Source organism: Mycobacterium sp. SMC-4, from assembly GCF_050205565.1.
Lineage (GTDB): Bacteria > Actinomycetota > Actinomycetes > Mycobacteriales > Mycobacteriaceae > Mycobacterium.
This window is the reverse complement of sequence record NZ_JBNMQU010000014.1, coordinates 163,539-181,260: the sequence shown is the minus strand read 5'-3', so window position 1 is coordinate 181,260 and position 17,722 is coordinate 163,539. Positions and strand designations below refer to the sequence as shown.

The 17,722-nt window shown below is 68.3% G+C and carries 19 protein-coding genes and 1 pseudogene; 2 read left to right on the top strand and 18 right to left on the bottom strand.

The annotated features are described in order from the left end of the window. A pseudogene (locus ACQI46_RS23005) lies at nt 1-638 on the bottom strand (protein translocase subunit SecD); the annotation flags it as partial. 76 nt (nt 639-714) lie between these two features. Then, nucleotides 715-1,038 carry a preprotein translocase subunit YajC gene (gene yajC, locus ACQI46_RS23000; RefSeq protein ID WP_427096353.1) on the bottom strand — a complete coding sequence of 108 codons (324 nt, stop codon included), beginning with the start codon at nt 1,036-1,038 and terminating at the stop codon, nt 715-717. Between the two features lie 248 nt (nt 1,039-1,286). On the opposite strand from yajC, the gene gabT reads away from it, so the two are divergent. Continuing rightward, a complete protein-coding gene (gene gabT, locus ACQI46_RS22995; RefSeq protein ID WP_427096352.1) occupies nt 1,287-2,654 on the top strand; it encodes a 4-aminobutyrate--2-oxoglutarate transaminase in 1,368 nt (455 codons plus the stop codon). A 4-nt stretch (nt 2,655-2,658) separates the two neighbouring features. Next, complete coding sequence (locus tag ACQI46_RS22990) at nt 2,659-4,092, top strand: gamma-aminobutyraldehyde dehydrogenase (RefSeq protein WP_427096351.1); 1,434 nt, start codon at nt 2,659-2,661, stop codon at nt 4,090-4,092. Between the two features lie 4 nt (nt 4,093-4,096). On the opposite strand, the gene ACQI46_RS22985 is transcribed toward ACQI46_RS22990, so the two are convergent. From ACQI46_RS22985 to ACQI46_RS22910, 16 genes are all read right to left on the bottom strand, one after another. Next, nucleotides 4,097-4,441, bottom strand: a complete 345-nt coding sequence (locus ACQI46_RS22985; protein ID WP_427096350.1) for a hypothetical protein — start codon at nt 4,439-4,441, stop codon at nt 4,097-4,099. Nucleotides 4,442-4,637: 196 nt separating this feature from the next. After that, nucleotides 4,638-5,327 (bottom strand): hypothetical protein, encoded by a 690-nt coding sequence (locus tag ACQI46_RS22980; protein ID WP_427096349.1) that lies wholly within the window; start codon nt 5,325-5,327, stop codon nt 4,638-4,640. A 65-nt stretch (nt 5,328-5,392) separates the two neighbouring features. Continuing rightward, a complete protein-coding gene (gene ruvB / locus ACQI46_RS22975) occupies nt 5,393-6,463 on the bottom strand; it encodes a Holliday junction branch migration DNA helicase RuvB (protein ID WP_427096348.1) in 1,071 nt (356 codons plus the stop codon). 4 nt (nt 6,464-6,467) lie between these two features. Continuing rightward, nucleotides 6,468-7,055: a Holliday junction branch migration protein RuvA gene (ruvA, locus tag ACQI46_RS22970; protein WP_427096347.1), complete on the bottom strand. Its 588-nt coding sequence runs from the start codon at nt 7,053-7,055 to the stop codon at nt 6,468-6,470. Continuing rightward, nucleotides 7,052-7,633 carry a crossover junction endodeoxyribonuclease RuvC gene (gene ruvC, locus ACQI46_RS22965; RefSeq protein WP_427096346.1) on the bottom strand — a complete coding sequence of 194 codons (582 nt, stop codon included), beginning with the start codon at nt 7,631-7,633 and terminating at the stop codon, nt 7,052-7,054. The genes ruvA and ruvC overlap by 4 nt, the downstream gene beginning before the upstream one ends. 90 nt (nt 7,634-7,723) lie before the next feature. Beyond that, nucleotides 7,724-8,074, bottom strand: a complete 351-nt coding sequence (locus ACQI46_RS22960) for a hypothetical protein (RefSeq protein WP_427096345.1) — start codon at nt 8,072-8,074, stop codon at nt 7,724-7,726. 31 nt (nt 8,075-8,105) lie between these two features. Then, nucleotides 8,106-9,362, bottom strand: a complete 1,257-nt coding sequence (gene fmdA, locus ACQI46_RS22955) for a formamidase (RefSeq protein WP_427096344.1) — start codon at nt 9,360-9,362, stop codon at nt 8,106-8,108. Between the two features lie 9 nt (nt 9,363-9,371). Beyond that, nucleotides 9,372-9,596 carry a zinc ribbon domain-containing protein gene (locus ACQI46_RS22950; protein WP_427096343.1) on the bottom strand — a complete coding sequence of 75 codons (225 nt, stop codon included), beginning with the start codon at nt 9,594-9,596 and terminating at the stop codon, nt 9,372-9,374. 210 nt (nt 9,597-9,806) lie between these two features. Next, entirely contained in the window at nt 9,807-10,967 is a 1,161-nt protein-coding gene (locus tag ACQI46_RS22945; RefSeq protein WP_427096342.1) for a PucR family transcriptional regulator, read from the bottom strand. A gap of 31 nt (nt 10,968-10,998) precedes the next feature. Beyond that, nucleotides 10,999-11,937 (bottom strand): PDR/VanB family oxidoreductase, encoded by a 939-nt coding sequence (locus tag ACQI46_RS22940; RefSeq protein ID WP_427096341.1) that lies wholly within the window; start codon nt 11,935-11,937, stop codon nt 10,999-11,001. Further along, nucleotides 11,934-12,980: a Rieske 2Fe-2S domain-containing protein gene (locus ACQI46_RS22935; RefSeq protein ID WP_427096340.1), complete on the bottom strand. Its 1,047-nt coding sequence runs from the start codon at nt 12,978-12,980 to the stop codon at nt 11,934-11,936. Before ACQI46_RS22935 ends, ACQI46_RS22940 begins: the two co-directional genes overlap by 4 nt. Nucleotides 12,981-12,992: 12 nt before the next feature. After that, the gene (locus ACQI46_RS22930) at nt 12,993-13,880 is read right to left on the bottom strand and encodes a polysaccharide deacetylase family protein (RefSeq protein ID WP_427096339.1); all 888 of its coding nucleotides are present in this window, start codon (nt 13,878-13,880) and stop codon (nt 12,993-12,995) included. After that, nucleotides 13,877-14,851, bottom strand: coding sequence for an agmatinase (gene speB, locus ACQI46_RS22925; RefSeq protein WP_427096338.1), 975 nt, complete (start codon nt 14,849-14,851; stop codon nt 13,877-13,879). Before speB ends, ACQI46_RS22930 begins: the two co-directional genes overlap by 4 nt. A gap of 11 nt (nt 14,852-14,862) precedes the next feature. Further along, nucleotides 14,863-15,543, bottom strand: a complete 681-nt coding sequence (locus tag ACQI46_RS22920) for an SDR family oxidoreductase (protein WP_427096337.1) — start codon at nt 15,541-15,543, stop codon at nt 14,863-14,865. Beyond that, a complete protein-coding gene (locus ACQI46_RS22915; protein WP_427096336.1) occupies nt 15,543-16,238 on the bottom strand; it encodes an SDR family NAD(P)-dependent oxidoreductase in 696 nt (231 codons plus the stop codon). Before ACQI46_RS22915 ends, ACQI46_RS22920 begins: the two co-directional genes overlap by 1 nt. Continuing rightward, the gene (locus tag ACQI46_RS22910; RefSeq protein ID WP_427096335.1) at nt 16,235-17,674 is read right to left on the bottom strand and encodes an APC family permease; all 1,440 of its coding nucleotides are present in this window, start codon (nt 17,672-17,674) and stop codon (nt 16,235-16,237) included. Before ACQI46_RS22910 ends, ACQI46_RS22915 begins: the two co-directional genes overlap by 4 nt. Nucleotides 17,675-17,722: the final 48 nt, after the last annotated feature.

Genomic DNA, 17,722 nt, shown 5'->3' with positions numbered 1-17,722 from the left:
GGGCCGGGTGCGGGGCTGGGACTCGGATCGGGAGTCGGCGCGGGCTGCTGCGGGAACGGACGCGGCTGCGGTGCCGGCGCCTCGCCGGGCGCGGCACCCTCGGGCGCTCCTGGAAGCGCGCCTGGTGGCAGCGGAGCCACTCCTGGCGGTACGGCTCCGGCGGGTGGTGCCCCCGGTGCGCCAGGTGGCATCCCCGGCACACCGCCGGGCGGCGGCGCTCCCTGCGGTCCGGCCTCCTCGGGTGGCATGGCCGCCTCGGACGGGATGGCGTGGATCACCGGCCGGATGTACAGCCGCGCGGTCTGCCCGAGGCTGCGGGCCTCGGTGCCGTCGTTGCCCGGGACCGTGATGACCAGGTTGTCACCGTCGATGATCACCTCGGAGCCGGAGACACCGAGCCCGTCGACGCGGGCACTGATGATCTGCTGCGCCTGGTTGAGCGACTCGCGGGTGGGCGGTGTGCCGTCCGGCGTGCGCGCGGTCAACGTGACACGGGTGCCGCCCTGCAGGTCGATGCCGAGCTTGGGCTCCGCCTTTTTGTCCCCGGTCAGGAACACCAGAAGGTAGGCGCCGATCAGCAGCACCAGGAAGAGGGCCAGATAGCGGACAGGCTGCACTGGCGCCGAAGACGATGCCACGTGTTTACAGTCTCCTCGGGATCAGTTCGTCAAAGTAGCGCTCAGTGCGCACACACTACGTGCTGAAGCTGGGACGTCAGCTGTCAGTCTTGGTGTTCGGTGCGTCGGCGGGCGACTCGTCGAGTTCCAGGTCGTCATCGAGGTCGTCGGTGATGCGGTCGCGCACCGCGAGCTTCATCCAGGTCGTCACCACGCCTGGTGCGATCTCGACGTCGACATAGTCGTCGCTGATGCCGGTGATGGTGCCCTGCAGACCCGAGGTGGTGTGGATTCTGTCCCCGATCTGCAGAGAGTTGTGCAGATCGATGGTCGCCTGCATCGCCTTCTTCTGTCGCCGGGAGGCGAAGTACATGAACGCGCCCATGATGATGAGCAGGGGCAAAAAGACGACCAAATCCATGACAGCAAATTTCTTTCGTATCGGTCTTGCGTGAAGGAACCCTACCTATTGTCGTGGGTTCTGATTCTCGAAGAGATCGTTGACCAGTGTGCCACTGCGGCACGACACCCTCACCGCCCGCCCACAGACAACGGATTCCGTTGCGATGGCCGCCCCGTCAGGGCGTTTCCGCACCTGAGTCGCGCTGGTGCCGACGGATTTGACCGAGTTGGCCTAGGCTCGACGCGAACCGTGAAGGAGGTTGCCCGGTGAGTGCCCTCGAGCAGAGTCGCCATCTCGCCACCGCCATCCCCGGCCCGCGATCCACGGAAATGATGGGCCGCCGGAATGCCGCAGTGGCCCGCGGCGTCGCCAACACCATGCCGGTGTACGCCGCGCGCGCGTTCGGCGGCATCGTCGAGGACATCGACGGCAACCGGCTGATCGACCTGGGGTCGGGTATCGCGGTCACCACGGTCGGCAACTCGTCGCCGCGGGTCGTCGACGCGGTACGCGAGCAGGCCGCCCTGTTCACGCACACGTGCTTCATGGTCACTCCGTACGAGGGGTACGTGGCCGTCGCCGAGGCGCTCAACCGGCTGACCCCCGGCGAGGGCGAGAAGCGCTCGGCGCTGTTCAACTCCGGCTCGGAAGCAGTGGAGAACGCAGTCAAGATCGCCCGCTCCTACACCGGCAAGCAGGCCGTCGTCGCCTTCGACCACGCGTATCACGGCCGCACCAACCTGACCATGGCGCTGACCGCCAAGTCGATGCCCTACAAGCACGGATTCGGACCGTTCGCGCCCGAGGTCTACCGGGCGCCGCTGTCGTATCCGTTCCGCGATGCGGAGTTCGGCAAGGAATTGGCCACCGACGGCGAGCGGGCCGCGCGCCGGGCGATCAGCGTGATCGACAAGCAGGTCGGCGCCGCCAACCTCGCCGCGGTGCTCATCGAACCGATCCAGGGTGAGGGCGGGTTCATCGTGCCCGCCGAGGGTTTCCTGCCTACGTTGCTCGACTGGTGCCGCGCCAACGACGTGGTGTTCATCGCCGACGAGGTGCAGAGCGGCTTCGCCAGGACCGGAGCGATGTTCGCGTGCGAACACGAGGGAATCGTGCCGGACCTGATCGTCACCGCGAAGGGCATCGCCGGCGGCATGCCGCTGTCGGCGGTCACCGGCCGCGCCGAGATCATGGACGCCGCCCACGTCAGCGGCTTGGGCGGTACCTACGGCGGGAACCCGGTCGCGTGCGCTGCCGCGCTGGCGACCATCGAAACCATCGAGTCCGACGGACTGGTGGCGCGCGCCGCGCAGATCGAGACATTGATGAAGGACCGGTTGCATCGCCTGCAGGCCGAAGACGACCGCATCGGTGACGTCCGGGGTCGCGGCGCCATGATGGCAGTGGAGTTGGTGGTCCCGGGCACGCTGGAGCCCGACGCCGAACTCACGCGCGCGGTGTGTGCGGCCGCCCACCGCGAAGGCGTGATCGTGTTGTCGTGCGGCACATTCGGCAATGTGCTGCGCTTCCTGCCACCGCTGGCCATCAGCGACGAACTGCTGACGGAGGGCCTGGACGTGGTGGCCCGAGCTTTGGCCCGACGATCCGAGTCCGCGACGACGACAGGGAGCTGACCTGATGACCACCGTGCAGAACTTCATCGACGGAGAGCTCGTCGACTCCGCCGGCGGGGCGACGATGCCGCTGATCGACCCGAGCACCGGCCAGCAGTACGGAACAGCTCCGGTGTCCAACGAAGAGGACATCGACCGGGCATACGCCGCAGCCGGCAAGGCATTCGCGGAGTGGAAGCGCACGACGCCGTCGCAACGACAGAAGGCGCTGCTCGATTTCGCCGACGAGGTCGAGAAGGCCGCCGATGACCTGGTCACCGCCGAGGGACGCAACACCGGCAAGCCCAACCATGTCACGGCCGTCGAAGAGATTCCGCCGATGGTCGACCAGATCCGGTTCTTCGCCGGGGCCGCGCGCGTGCTGGAGGGCAAGTCGGCCGGCGAGTACATGGCCGACCACACGTCGTGGATCCGTCGCGAGCCCGTCGGGGTCATCGGCCAGGTGGCGCCGTGGAACTACCCGATGATGATGGCGATCTGGAAGATCTGCCCGGCGATCGCGGCAGGCAACACCGTGGTCATCAAACCCAGCGACACCACCCCGGTGACCACGGTCATGCTGGCCCAGCTGGCCGCCAAGCACCTGCCGCCCGGCGTGCTCAACGTCGTCACCGGCGACCGGGTCACCGGCGCCAACCTGGTGGCTCATCCCGCACCGCAGATGGTGGCCATCACCGGGTCGGTCGCGGCAGGCCGGGCGGTTGCCACGAGCGCCGGCGGCAACCTGAAGCGCACCCACCTCGAGCTGGGCGGCAAGGCGCCGGTGATCGTGTTCGACGACGCAGACGTGGCCGCCGCGGCCGAAGGAATCGCCACCGCGGGCTACTTCAACGCCGGACAGGACTGCACAGCGGCCACCCGTGTGCTGGCGTCGGCGTCGGTCGCCGCCGACCTCACCGCCGCGCTGGCCGAGCAGGCGAAGGGCGCGACGACGACGTTCGGCCGACCCGCCGACGACGAAGACGCCTGGGTGCCGCCGGTCAACAACGCCAACCAGCTGGACCGGGTGCTGTCCTTCTTCTCCGACATCCCGTCCCACGCGACCGTCGCTGTCGGCGCGAATCGCCAGGGCGACAAGGGTTTCTACGTGGAACCGACGGTGATCGGCGGACTGCGCCAAGACGACCGCCTGGTCCAGCAGGAGATCTTCGGGCCGGTGATCACCGTGCAGTCGTTCACCGATGAGGACGAGGCGATCGCATTGGCCAACGGCGTCGAGTACGGACTGGCGTCGTCGGTGTGGACCAGGGATGTGTCACGCGCTTTGAGGGTTTCGTCCGCCCTGGATTTCGGCTGCGTGTGGATCAACACCCACATCCCGCTGGTGGCCGAGATGCCGCACGGCGGCTTCAAGTCGTCCGGGCACGGTAAGGATCTGTCGATGTACGGGCTCGAGGACTACACGCGCATCAAGCACGTGATGGCCTACACCGGTTGATCGCTCAGAACGCGATGAGGTCGACGATCATCTCGCGGATCTCGTCGGCGGTCAGGTCGCGGCCGTCCACGTGATAGGCGATGAGGTCGCTGACCAGGTCGTCGCCGGGCTGACGGCACCGCTCGGCGATCAGCACGTCGACGTAGGAGCCCAACGCGTCCAGAGTGCCGGGCTCGGCAAGCTTGTCGGTCAACCGGGCGATCGTCCACCAGTCCTTCTCCGGCACCCCGAGAGCACGGCACAGTCCGGGCAGACGCGGTCCGAGCACGATGCCCGCCACGTCGTCGTCGGCCGGAACCGTCAGCCGCGACGAGAACAACGCGGAGAGCCGCTCGGAATGCGGGTGCACGATCGGAACTCCTTCGATGATTAGCAAAGCTATTCATCTACGCTAACGTGCTCGGCGCCCAACCCCGGCCTGCGGCAGTTCGAATGTGTCCGATCTAACGCAGCCAGAAGTGCTGTGGCGCAGCCCGCATAGACGCGAAATCCCCTGCGGCGCAGGATCTCTCCTCGCGCCGCAGGGGTTTTCGGCGATCGATCGGCTAGACGGTCAGCTTGCGGTCGTTGCGGTGCCGGAACCGGCTCAGCAGCGACGGGCGACGCCGTCCCACCTGGTCGGCGGGTCGCTGCGTACCGAGCACTGTCGTGTCGTCGGTGCGGGCAACCGGTGTGGCACCGGTGTCGGCGACCGCCACCGGCTGCGGTTGCGTGACCGGGGTGTGGTGTGCGGTGCGCGTCTCCACGTACGCGATGTCGCGGGCGCTGCGCACCGACAACCGACCCAGTGCCAGGGCGCCCAGGAAGACGATCAGTGCGCCGAGCCCGTAGAAGTACGTCAGCTCCAACCACACGCGCTTGGACTCGGTGTCGGCGATCGGGACACCGGCCGAACCCAAGCCCAGCGGCCCGGCGAGCGCGCGGCCGATGACGAACCACGCACCGGCGCCGACGGCCAGCCACGAACCGAGCATGGCGGTCGCCCGGTTGCGGGACACCAGCATCAGCAGACCGCCGAGCACGGCGACCGCGCCGGGCAGGACCTCCAACCAGCCGCGGCCCATGGTCCAGACCCAGGGCTGGTCGGGGCTGAACGCGAAATCGAAGTTGGGGCCGATGAACGGAATCAGCGCACCCCACAGGCCCAATGCCATCACCAGAAGCCCGCTGGTCGCGCCGCGGCTGCGCGGAATCTGCAGCTTGCCCCTGCGGGGACGGGTAGATGTGTCAACCATGATGTGCCTCCTCGGGTATGCGGGCCGGATACCCCGTGGCCGGACCCGATAACCTCTGAAGAGCGTCAGTCGAAGAGGCCGGACTGACCCAGCCCCATCGCGCCGGCCGGCGGCGTCAGCCCCAGGTGCGTCCATGCCAACTGGGTGGCCACGCGGCCGCGCGGTGTGCGGGCGATCATGCCGGCGCGCACCAGGAACGGCTCACACACCTCTTCGACGGTGGTGGCTTCCTCCCCCACCGCGACCGCGAGGGTGGACACACCGACCGGACCGCCGCCGAAGCTGCGGGTCAGCGCCGACAACACGGCGCGGTCGAGCCGATCGAGGCCCAGCTCGTCCACGTCGTAGACCTCCAGCGCGGCCTTGGCGATGTCGCGGGTGATGACGCCGTCGGCGCGCACCTCGGCGTAATCGCGGACCCGGCGCAACAGTCGGTTGGCGATGCGTGGCGTACCGCGGGAGCGGCGCGCGATCTCGCTTGCCGCCTCGCCGCCGAGCGTGATGCCGAGGATGCCGGCCGACCGGGTGAGCACCCGTTCCAGCTCGGCGGGTTCGTAGAAATCCATGTGTGCGGTGAAGCCGAACCGGTCGCGCAGCGGCCCGGTCAACGCGCCGGAGCGGGTGGTGGCCCCGACGAGCGTGAAGGGCGCGACCTCCAGCGGGATCGACGTCGCCCCGGGCCCTTTGCCGACGACGACGTCGACGCGGAAGTCCTCCATCGCCAGGTAGAGCATCTCCTCGGCGGGACGGGCGATGCGGTGGATCTCGTCGATGAACAGCACGTCGTGCTCGACGAGGTTCGACAGCATGGCGGCCAGGTCGCCGGCACGTTCCAACGCCGGCCCGGAGGTGACGCGCAGCGAGGAGCCCAGTTCGGCGGCGATGATCATCGCCAGTGACGTCTTGCCCAGCCCCGGCGGACCCGAGAGCAGGATGTGGTCCGGAGTGCCGCCTCGGTTCCTGGCGCCCTCGAGCACCAGTTGCAACTGTTCGCGGACGCGCGGCTGGCCGATGAACTCACCCAGCGAGCGGGGACGCAGGCTGGCGTCGATGTCGCCTTCCCCGACGGTGAGCGCCGGAGACACCTCGCGGTCCTCGGCGTCGTCCGCCGGGTCTCGTTCGGAAAACCGACCCACGGTGCTACTTCTTCCCCAGCATCGACAGCGCCGACCGCAGCGCGGTCGACGTGGTGGCGTCGGGCTGCTCGGCGAGCACCTTGTCGGTGGCGTCCTCGGCCTGCTTGAGCGCGAACCCCAGGCCGACGAGTGCTTCGACGACCGGGCCGCGAACCCCGTGGGCGTCGATCGACGCGACACCCGCGGCGGCCGTGACGCCCACCTTGTCGCGCAACGTCAGCACCAGCAGCTCGGCGGTTTTCTTGCCCACCTTGGGAATTCGGGTCAGTGCTGTGACATCGCCGTCACCGATCGCCTGCCGCAGCGTGGGTCCGTCGTAGATCGCGAGCGCACCGAGAGCGATGCTCGGCCCGATGCCCGACACTCCCAGCAGCGTGAGGAACAGGTCGCGGGCGTCGGAGTCCGCGAAGCCGTACAGCGTCATGGAGTCTTCGCGCACGATCATCGCGGTGATCAGCCGGGCCTCGTCTCCGCGCCGCAGCGTGGCCAACGTCGCGGGCGTGGCCATCACCTTGTAGCCGACGCCGGCGGCTTCGACGACGACGTGGTCGAGCGCGATGTCGAGCACCTCGCCACGGACCGCGGCGATCACGTCGCACTCCCGACCGCGCCCGCGGCCTTCGCGGCCTTCAGGGTGGCGCGATACTTCCGTCGCTGCTCGGCAGCCATCTCCTCCGCGGCCGCCATGCGGGCGATCATCGGGGCGCGCCAGCAGTGACAGATCGCCAGCGCCAGGGCGTCGGCCGCGTCGGCCGGGGTTGGCTTTTGTTGCAGCGCAAGGATTCTCGTCACCATCTCGGTGACCTGCGCTTTGTCGGCGCGACCGTTGCCGGTCACCGCCGCCTTGACCTCACTGGGCGTGTGGAAGTGGACGTCGATGTCCCGGCGCGCGGCGGCCAGCGCGACCACCCCGCCGGCCTGCGCGGTCCCCATCGCGGTGTTGGCGTTCTGGTTGGAGAACACCCGCTCGATGGCGATCACGTCCGGCGCGTGGGTGTCCAGCCAGTGTTCGACCGCGTCGCTGATGGCCAGCAGCCGATGTGCCAGCGGGTGGTCCGCCGGGGTCCGAACGACGTCGACGTCGAGCGCGATGACCTGCCGTCCGCGGCCGCTCTCGATCACCGACAACCCGCATCTGGTCAGCCCGGGATCGACTCCCATCACCCGCACGCCAGTCCCTTCGACGAGAACATTCGTTCGATAGCGTAGCGGGCAGGACCGACCGCCCGTCGGTACGACACACCTCAGCTACGACACACCTCAGGTGTATGGGCGCAGCTCCTGCACCTGCTCCCCCGGCGCCGGCACGCGTCCGCAGACGCGTACACCGTGGGTGATCTCCTCGATCCGCCGGCCCGATGCCCGCCAACCGGCGACCTTCTCCACCGCGATCTCCTCGTCGGCGCGCTTGATCACCACCTTCCACGGCACGCCGAACAGTTTCGCCAGCAGCCAGAACGGCCACGCCACCAGGAACGGCAGGGCGATGACGAACATCAGCACCCCGAACCAGCTGGTCCCCCACGACGCCATGTCGAGATAGTTCAGCAGCGGCATCCAATGGCGGCGCACCGACCATCTCACCCCGTCGGCGTCCTTGAAGTGCGGCACGTCGTGAGCTTAGGGCCCGGCGGCCGTCGGCTCAGCTGAACGACGCGCGCGGCGCCCCGATGCCCGGATCGATCCTGACCGGCCCGTCCGCCGACGGGCTGACCGGGAAGTCGAAGATGGCGGTCGGGATGTACACCGTGGCACAGGCATTCGGGATGTCGACCACACCGGAGAGCCGGCCTTCGATGGGTGCCGCGCCGAGCAGCAGGTAGGCCTGCTCCGGGCTGTACCCGAACTTCGTGAGGTAGTCGATCGCGTGCAGGCACGCCCGCTGGTAGGACAGGTGCGAATCGAGGTATCGCTGTTCGCCGTCGAGGGTGACCGACGTACCCGAGAACGCCAGCCACTCGGAGTACTGCGGGTCGGTGTTGCCCGGCATGAAGATCGCGTTCTCGGTGACCCCGTAGGTCTCCATGCCGCCGGGGATGACGTCGACGCGCAGGTCGATGAACCCGCCCATCTCGATCGCACCGCAGAAGGTGATCTCGCCGTCGCCCTGGGAGAAGTGCAGGTCACCGACGGAGAGGTTCGCGCCGTCGACGAACACCGGATAGAAGACCCGGCTGCCCTTGGTCAGGTTCTTGATGTCCTGGTTGCCGCCGTTCTCCCGCGGCGGCGCGGTGCGGGCCGCTTCGGCGGCGGCCTTGGTGAACGCATCTCCGGTCAGCCCGCCGAGAATGGCGTCCTGCGGCTCGGGCGGCAGCGCCAGCGGAGGCACCCGGTTGGGGTCGGTCGCGATCAGCGCCGCCTCGCGGGTGTTCCAGCGGGCCAGCAGGTCCTTCGACGGGGCGGTCCCCATCAGGCCCGGATGCACGATGCCGGTGAACTCGACGTGCGGAACGTGGCGCGAGGTGGCCTTCTGGCCGGAGAAGTCCCAAACCGCCTTGTAGGCGTCGGGGAACTGTTCGGTGAGGAACCCGCCACCGTTCTGGGTCGGGAAGATCCCGGTGTACCCCCAGCCCTGGCCGGCCAGCGGGCCGGAGTCCTCCTGCGGGATGGGGCCGACGTCGAGGATGTCGACGATCAGCAGATCGCCCGGTTTGGCGCCCTCCACGGCGATCGGACCGGACAGCACGTGCACGGTGGTCAGCGGCGCGTTGAGGATGTCCTCGGCGGAGTCGTCGTTGACGATGGCGCCGTCGAACCACTCCCGGCAGTGCACCCGGAAGGAGTCCCCCTTCTTGACCGTGACGGCCGCGGGGATGTCGGGGTGCCACCGATTGTGGCCGAGCTTTTCCTGCTCGGTGAACCTCTTGGTGGAATCGAGCGGAAAGACGATGTCGGGCATGGGATCTCCTTACGGTCGCGGGAGCTTGCGGTGCAGTGGGTTGGTGCTGACGGGGCGTGCTCGCGTCGTCGGCGGCGGTGCGTTGACGACAGCGGGACGGTCGGCGGTGGCCCGTGTCGCGTCGTGCAGCGCCATCGCCGCGCCCCCCTTGGCGCCCAGGTGCGGCGCCGCCATCATCCGGCGGGCCGGACCACCGCAGTCGGGACACTCCACGACATCCGGACGGGTATCCATCGGATGGCGCTGACGCGTTGTGCCGCACCCGGTTTCGCAGCGAAAGACGTAGAAAACCAAGGCTTTTCCTCACTGTGCTGACCAACCCGGCGAGGCTCACATTACCGAGCAGCGGGTGTGTTCGCGCGGCAGTTGGAGAACCCGACAGCAGACGCGCCCGCCTGATGGAGACGACTACATGCCGTTGCAGGAAAAGGACTTTGCACTCTGCTAGGCCGAGGGGCCGCGGCTACTGGTGTTGCCGCTCATGCCCATGTTGCGTGCGGCCCACAGCGCGATCCGCAGGTTGATCCGGTCGGTCTCGTCGAGCGGGTTGGCGCCGGTCAGTTCGGCGATCTTCGCCAGCCTGTTGCGCAGGGTGTTGACGTGGACGTAGAGCTGATTGGCCGCCGAGGAGATGTCGTTGCCCGGAGCCAGGAACGCCTCCAGCGACGCCACCAGGTAGGTGTTGTTGCCTTTGTCGTGGTCCACCAGCGGCACCAGCAGGCGATGCACGAACGGGACCAGGCGCACTTTCGGAACGGCGGCGAGCAGCCCGTCGAGCGTGGTGATCTCGTCGATGTGGACGGCGCGGCGCCACCGCACCGCCTCGTGCAGCGCCTCGAGGGCTTCGGGGATGGCGTAGGCCATCGATTGGGCGTCCGCGCCTATCGCGACACCGCACGCCAGAGTCGAGGCGGCCAGGTCAGCGTTGAACTCCGCGGTGTGCGGGCACAAAGCGACGATGCGGTCGTCGAGCGATGCCACGGCTCCGTTGTGCCGGTCCACCAGCTCGTGCACCTGCGCGTGTACCTCGGCGGGGAAGGCGCACACGGCCACCGGCGCACCGGCGAGCCCGTAGCGGGTCAGCGCGGACTCGACCGGGCCGACGCCGAGCGTGCCGGCGACGAACCACCGCAGCAGGGCGCCGAGCTCCTGCTCCCGGGCATCGGCCTCGCGGTCTGACGCCCGACGGGACTCGACCCAGTCGACGATGCGGCGGAACGGGACCGCGGCGCGCTGGACCAGCAGCGGCAGGTCGTGGGCGGCGCACGTCCGCACCAGCGCGTCAGGCAATTCGTCGAAGACGTCTCCCAGACCGATCAGCAGTGCCGCGACGCCCCGGTCGGTCAGGGTGGTCACATAGCGGCGGATCACCTCGTCGGGTTGATCCGCCACCGGCACACCGACGCTGAGGATGAGTTCCTCCCCGGACAGATACGGCGAGGGATCGGCCAGTTCGGTGGGATAGACGTAGCGGATCGGCCGGTCGAGGTCATCGACCGGCGTGAGGATGTCGACGTGCAGATCCGGTTCGGCCAGCAATTCGCCGAGGCTGACGGTGCCATCGTGGGGTGCAGTTGCGACGGGATCGGCCGCCCGAACGGTCATGGCTGCGGAGTCTAGGTGGCTGATTGCATCCTCACAGGTCGAGTGTGAGTTTGCCTCCACGCGACCGTGACACGCAGATCATCATGGTCGTGTTGGCCTGCCGTTCGTCCTCACTGAGCAACTCGTCACGATGGTCGACCTCGCCGCCGAGCACCTTGGTCTCGCAGGTGCCGCAGAACCCGGCCGCGCAGGAGTATGCGGCGTCGGGATTGACCTCGAGGACGGCATCGAGAACGGACTTGTCCTCGGGCACCGTGACGGTGACCCCGCTGCGCGCCAGTTCGACGTCGAAGGCCGCACCGCCGACCGACACCGCCTCGGCGTCGGCAGCGGCGAACCGCTCGATGTGCAGCTGGATCTCGGGACGCCGTTCACACGCCTGTTGGACGGCGGCGATCATCGCCGGCGGCCCGCAGCAGTACACCGCGGTTCCGGCCGGACTGTCGGCCAGCGCGCCGGCGATGTCTGGCAGGCCGGCCTCGTCCTGTGCCACCAGTTCGACCCCGGCCATCGCGCACAGCCGATCGGCGAAGGCCATCGCCGATCGGCTGCGGCCGCCGTACAGCAACCGCCACAGCGGCGGATCCTGTTGGCAGCGAAGCGATTCGATCATCGCCAGGATCGGCGTGATGCCGACTCCCCCGGCCAGGAAGAGATAGCGCGAAGCGTCGACGAGCGAGAAGTTGTTCTTCGGGCCGTCGACATCGAGCACCTCACCGATGCGCAGTCGCTCGTGGATCTCCCGCGAGCCGCCGCGGCCGTCCCCGACGAGCAGGACGGCGATCATGTAGCTGTACGGATCGTCTGCCGGTCCGCACAGCGAGTACTGCCGCACCAGCCCCGAGGGGAGGGTGACCGCCACGTGCGCGCCGGGCTGCCAGGCGGGCAACGGGTCGCCGGCAGGGCTGCGCAGCACGACGCTGACGACGCCGTCGGCTTCCCAACGTAATTGAGTGACGCGCAGTCTCACGCGTGGACGTGACCGTTACTGGCCACAACCTCGACGAGTCCGCGGGCTTCCTGGATGGTCTGGACCGCGTACTGCGTGGCGCGGCGGTAGTTCAGCGTGTAGATGTCGGCGGGCGCCGACACCTCGAACGCCTGGCCGGCCAGCGGCACCTCCTTGGGATCGAGCCCTTCGAGCACCGGGGTGTCCTCGTTGAACACCATGGTTTCGGTCGCCAGGATCTCGTCGACCGTCCCGCCGCGGAAGTCGCGGTCGGTGGCCACACCCCAGAAGATGATGCACTTGTCGTAGCTGACCGGCGAGGGGAAGTCGACGAGGTAGCGCTTTCCGATCTCGGGGCCGAAATCGTAGAGGATGGTGGCGATTCCGGGCGCGTACGAATGGTAGTGCATCCAGGCGTCGCCGACCGCGGAGAACTTCGCGGAGGGAACCTGTTCGTAGTAGTAGGACGCCCAGACTTCCCGACCGTCGCGCCGGACGTCGAGGTCGGTCACGACCGGATCGACTTCGCCCATCGACGGTTCGTGCACGAACGGGAAGTGCGCCATGTCGCGGAAGTTCTCGGTGGCGGCCATGAACCCGCAGTCGGCGTGGATCGGTTCGGCTGCACGCCATTCCAGGTCGAGGTCGGCGATCTCCGGTGGGTGGGGCAAGTCGAACACCGGGTCGCCGAGGCACGTCCACACGTGTCCGAAGCGCTCGATGGCGGGGTAGGACTTGATCGCCGCCTTGGGCGGGATCCGGCCGTCGGCGGGAAGCGACGGGATCCGGGCGCAGTTGCCCGACGCGCCGTCGAATTGCCACCCGTGATACGGGCAGGCGATGTTGTCCCCCACCACCTTTCCGTCGGCCAGATTGCCACCGCGGTGGATACAGCGCCGATCGGTGACGCGCGCGGTGCCTGTCGAGTCGCGGAACACCACCAGATTCTGGTCGAGCAGCGTGGCCGACTGCGGGGTGATGATGTCCTGGGATCGGGCGACGACGAACCAGACGTGCTGGTAGGCCTCACGCAACTTGTCCGGGGTCAGGGCTTCGCGGTTCACTGTCGGTTCTCCTTACGGTCGGGCTGGGACCGGGGTCGGTTCGGGACGGGTCAGGACACGAGGGGTGAGCTGCTGGGCGCGGACGTACTCGGCGATCTCGGACATGCTCGCCACCCACACGTCGTCCATGGCGCAGACTTCGGCGATGAACTGGCGCAGGGCGGCGGCCCGGCCCGGTCGTCCCGACAGGAACGGATGATTGGTCAGGATCCAGGCGCCGCCGACGTCGCGCATGGCGGCCAGCTCGCTGCGCCACAATTCGATGGCCTTGGCGGGCGTCTCGATCAGACCGGTGCCCGAGAAGTCGGGGACGAAGCAGTACTGCTGCCAGTCGTCGAGCGCCCAGCTGACCGGCAGCTCCACCAGCGAGGTGTCGCCGACAGCCAGTTCGTACGGGTGGTCGGAGTCCATCAGCGTGGAGTCGTAGAGAAACCCGAACTCTGCCAGCAGCTTCGGTGAGTGCCAGTTCATCTCCCACATCGGGGCGCGGTAACCGGTGGGCCGCACCCCGGTGATCTCGTCGAGCGCTTCGAGTCCGCGTTCGAGGATCGCGCGTTCGGTGGCCTCGTTCACCCCGACCAGCGATTCGTGGAGGTAGCCGTGGTGGGCGATCTCGTGGCCGCCCTCGGCGATCGAGCGGATCGCGTCAGGGTGGCGGTGGGCGGTGTACCCGGGGACGAAAAAGGTGCCGGGGATCTTGAACTCGTCGAGGATGCCCAGCAGCCTCGGCACTCCGACCAGCGGGCCGTAGGCCTGGTGCGACATCGCACCCATACGGTCGGCGAAGGCGAGATCGGTTGTCAGCAGCGGAGACTCGGCGTCAACGTCGAATGTGAAGGCCACCGCGCAGCGCTTGCCGTTCGGCCAGGCCACCGGTCCTGCGGGAATCGGAGCGGTCATCGTTGTACCTTTCGTGCGAAGACGGACAAGAACTCCCAGGTGACGTTCGCTGCCGCGATGGCGGTGATCTCGGCGTGATCGTAGGCCGGTGAGACTTCGACGACATCGACGCCGACCAGGCTCACGCTGTCCAGGCCGCGGACGACTTCGAGGAGTTCGCGACTGGACATGCCGCCGGCCTCCGGTGTGCCCGTGCCGGGGGCGTGCGCCGGGTCGAGGACGTCGATGTCGACCGACACGTACACCGGTGCGTCGCCGACGCGGGTGCGGATCTTCTCGATGATCCCTGCGGCGCCCAGGGTGTCGATGTCGCGGCAGGTCACCACGGAGAAGCCGAAGTTGGCGTCCTCGACCAGATCCTGTTTGTCGTAGATCGATCCGCGCACCCCGACGTGGATGTTGCGGTCGAGCAGCAGGCCCTCTTCGAAGGCCCGGCGGAACGGTGAGCCGTGGGTGATGTCGGCGCCGTAGTACTGGTCCCAGGTGTCGAGATGGGCGTCGAAGTGCACCAGCGCCATCGGCCCGTGCACACTGTGCGCGGCCCGCAGCGACGGCAGCGCCACCGAGTGGTCACCGCCGAGGATCACCGCCTTCGTGCCCCTGCTCAGCAGGTCGGTCAGTTGGCCGGCGACCTGGTCGACGGCTTGCGCGATGTCGAACGGATTGCACGCCAGGTCTCCGGCGTCGGCGAACTGGCAGACCTCGAACGGCTTGACGTCCAATTCGGGGTTGTAGCCGCGGATCAGGCGCGAACCCTGCCGAATCGCGTTGGGGCCGAAGCGGGCTCCGGGTCGATAGGTGACGGCGCTGTCGAAGGGCACACCCACCACCACGACGTCGGCGTGCGCCACGTCCTCGAGCCGCGGCAGCCGCGCGAATGTGGTCCAGCCCGAGTACCGCGGCTGCACCTGCGGATCGGCGACGCCGATGATCGGCGGGCGGCCGGCCGACGAAGTGTTGTCGTTGTTCATCAAATGCCTTTCTAGACCCGGTTGCGGGAAAGTCCACCGTCGAGGTTGACGACTTGACCGACGGCGGCGCCGAGTTGGTGCCTGCACAGCAAGCCGATGATGCGCGCCGCTTCCTCGACTGTCCCGCATCGCCCGATCGGTGTGTCCTTGTACGAAACTCCGCCTGCCACATCGCAAATCGACCACTCCGAGTCGACCGCACCGATCGCCACCGCGTTCACCCCGATGCCGTGGACGCCGAAGTCGCGGGTCAGGGTCTTGGTCAGGGCGACGATCCCGCCGGCGGCGGCGGCCACGGCGGACAGGCAGTCGCCGCCGATGTGCCACCGGGAGGTGGTCAGCACCATCCGGCCGGCGGAACCGGCGTCGCGCATGTGGGCAGCGACGGCCTGCGCGTAGAGAAAGCTGCCGGTCAGCGTGGTGTCGACGTGTCGCCAGAAGTCCGGCATCGATTGGTCGCCGAACGCGGCCACCTGGGGCAACCCGTGCGCGACTACCAGCGCATCGATGCCGCCCATCGTCGCGACGGCGCGCGCGACGGCGGCCCGCACCGCGTCTCCGTCGGTGTGCGCCGCGCTCGCGAGCGTGCCGTCGGTGGCGGCGCCGCGCTCGGTGAAGTACTGACGCACCGCGGCGCCCAGCCGGGTGTCGATCCCGGAGATGAAGACGCGGCGCGGTTCTGTGTCCTCCATCAGATGACCGTTCCGCTGTTGACCGACAACACTTCTCCGCACAGGAAGAGATCGTCTTCCAGCAGCGCCTGCACGAGTTCGGCGACCTCACGGGGTTGGGCGATGCGCCGCGCCGGCAGGTCTTCGGTGAATCCCTCGGCCCGTTCCCACGAATCGGGCGGGAGCAGCGGCGTGTCGCAGGGACCGGGAGCGACCGCGTTGACCAGCACCCCGTCGGCGGCGACCTCCACGGCGATGCTGCGCAACAGGCTCAGTGCGGCGGCTTTCGCCGCCGCGTAATGCGCGTCGTTGCTGCCGCCGCCGATGGCGCGTTCGGAGGCGATCCCGACGATGCGTCCGCGGCGGCGGCGGCGCATCTGCGGGAGCACGGCGCGGCATACATGAGCCAGCCCGCCTACGTGCACCCGCAGCATCCGTTCCCATGCCGCCTGCGAGATCTCCAGAGCGGGGACCTCCTCGTAGTGGCCGGCGCACACCACTGCCGCGTCGATCGGTCCGAGTGCCGCCTCGATGTCGGCGATCGCGTCGTTGACCTCACGCTCTTCGGCCACATCGGCGATGAGCCATTTGTCCATGGACGGGGCGGGTTCCCGCGAGATCGAGGCGACCCGCCAGCCGTCGGTCTGCAGGATCTGTGCGATCTCCAGCCCGATTCCGCTACCGGCGCCGGTGACGACGGCGACGCGCTCCGTCATACGAGTTCCGCCCGCGTCTGCTCCACCGGCTCAGGCGGCCCGTCGGGGCCGTCGGAGCCCTCCTGGGGGCGCCGGCCGACCTTGCGCACTCTGATGATGACCGCGCCGAGCGCGAGGATCGCGCCCATCGCGACGAAGAACGCCCAGTTGATGTACCAGGTGTCCGACACCGTGCGCGGCCAGACGATGTTGACGAAGGAGAAGCCGGCCCACAGCAGCGCGAGCACCGCGACCGGGGTGCCGAATCTGCCGAGGTTCCACGGGCCGGGCTCCCAGGTGCCGCGCACGCGGGCCACCAGGCCGGTCACCAACGGGAACAGGAACGCCATGTAGTAGCCGCCGGCGGTGAAGGTCACCAGCACCGAGTAGATGTCGGTGGCTGAGATCAGGTAGACGAAGGCGCCGATGACGGTGGTCACCAGGATGGCGTTGACCGGCTGGGCCTCGGCCTTGGACAGCTTGGCCAGCACCTTCGAACCCGGCAGCACGCGATCCCGGGCGAAGGACCAGATCACCCGTGATGCGGTGGCCTGCAGTGCCAGGAAGCTCGCCAGGAAGCCGATGACGAACAGGAACAGGATCGGTTTGACGGCCGATTCACCGAGTGCGCTGCGCAGCACGTAGGTCACCGGGTCGGCCTCCTCACCGGAGGTCAGCCGGTCGAAGTCGGGCACCGCGAGGGTCACGGCCAGCGATGCGTAGGCGATCACGATCGCGATGAACGCCACGGCGAACAGCATCGCCTTGGGCACGCTGCGTTGCGGGTTCTTGACTTCCTCGGCGATCGCGCCGGCGCTTTCGAAGCCGAGGATGGACCAACCGGTGAACGCGAGCGCGGCCAGGAACGGACCCACCAGGTACGCCGTGGACCATCCGCTGGTCAGGTCGATGCCGTGCAGGATGGCGCCGAAGTCGTGGTGACGATGGAAGACCAGCAGATAGGTGCTCAGCCCCACCGAGGCGATGATCTCGGCGGCGATACTCGCACCCATCAGCGCCTTGAGGAATCCGCGTCCGAGAATGTTGGCCCCCGTGCCGGCGAGCAGGATGAGCAGCGCCACGACGCTCTGCTGCACAGCGGTCGGGCTCTCGATGCCGATGAGCTGGGCCAGGAAGCCGGCGCCGCCGTAGGCCACCGTGGCCATGATGATGACGAGCGCCCACATGTGCACCCACCCCGCCATCCACCCGACGACCTCGCCGGCCAGGCGCTTGGTCCACTGGTAGATCGAACCTTCGAACGGCCAACGCGAGACCAGTTCACCGAAGGCTAGGGCCACGAGGCACTGCCCGATCCCGACGACGATGAACGTCCACCAGAATCCGGGACCCGCGGTCGCGATCGACAGCCCGTAGATGCCGTACATCGCGACGATCGGCGAGATGAACGCGAATGCGAACGCGAACGCCGACCACAAAGAGAACTCGCGCTTCAATTCTCTTGGCGCTGAGTCTTTTTGCTTAACGGGCCTCATTTGGTGTCC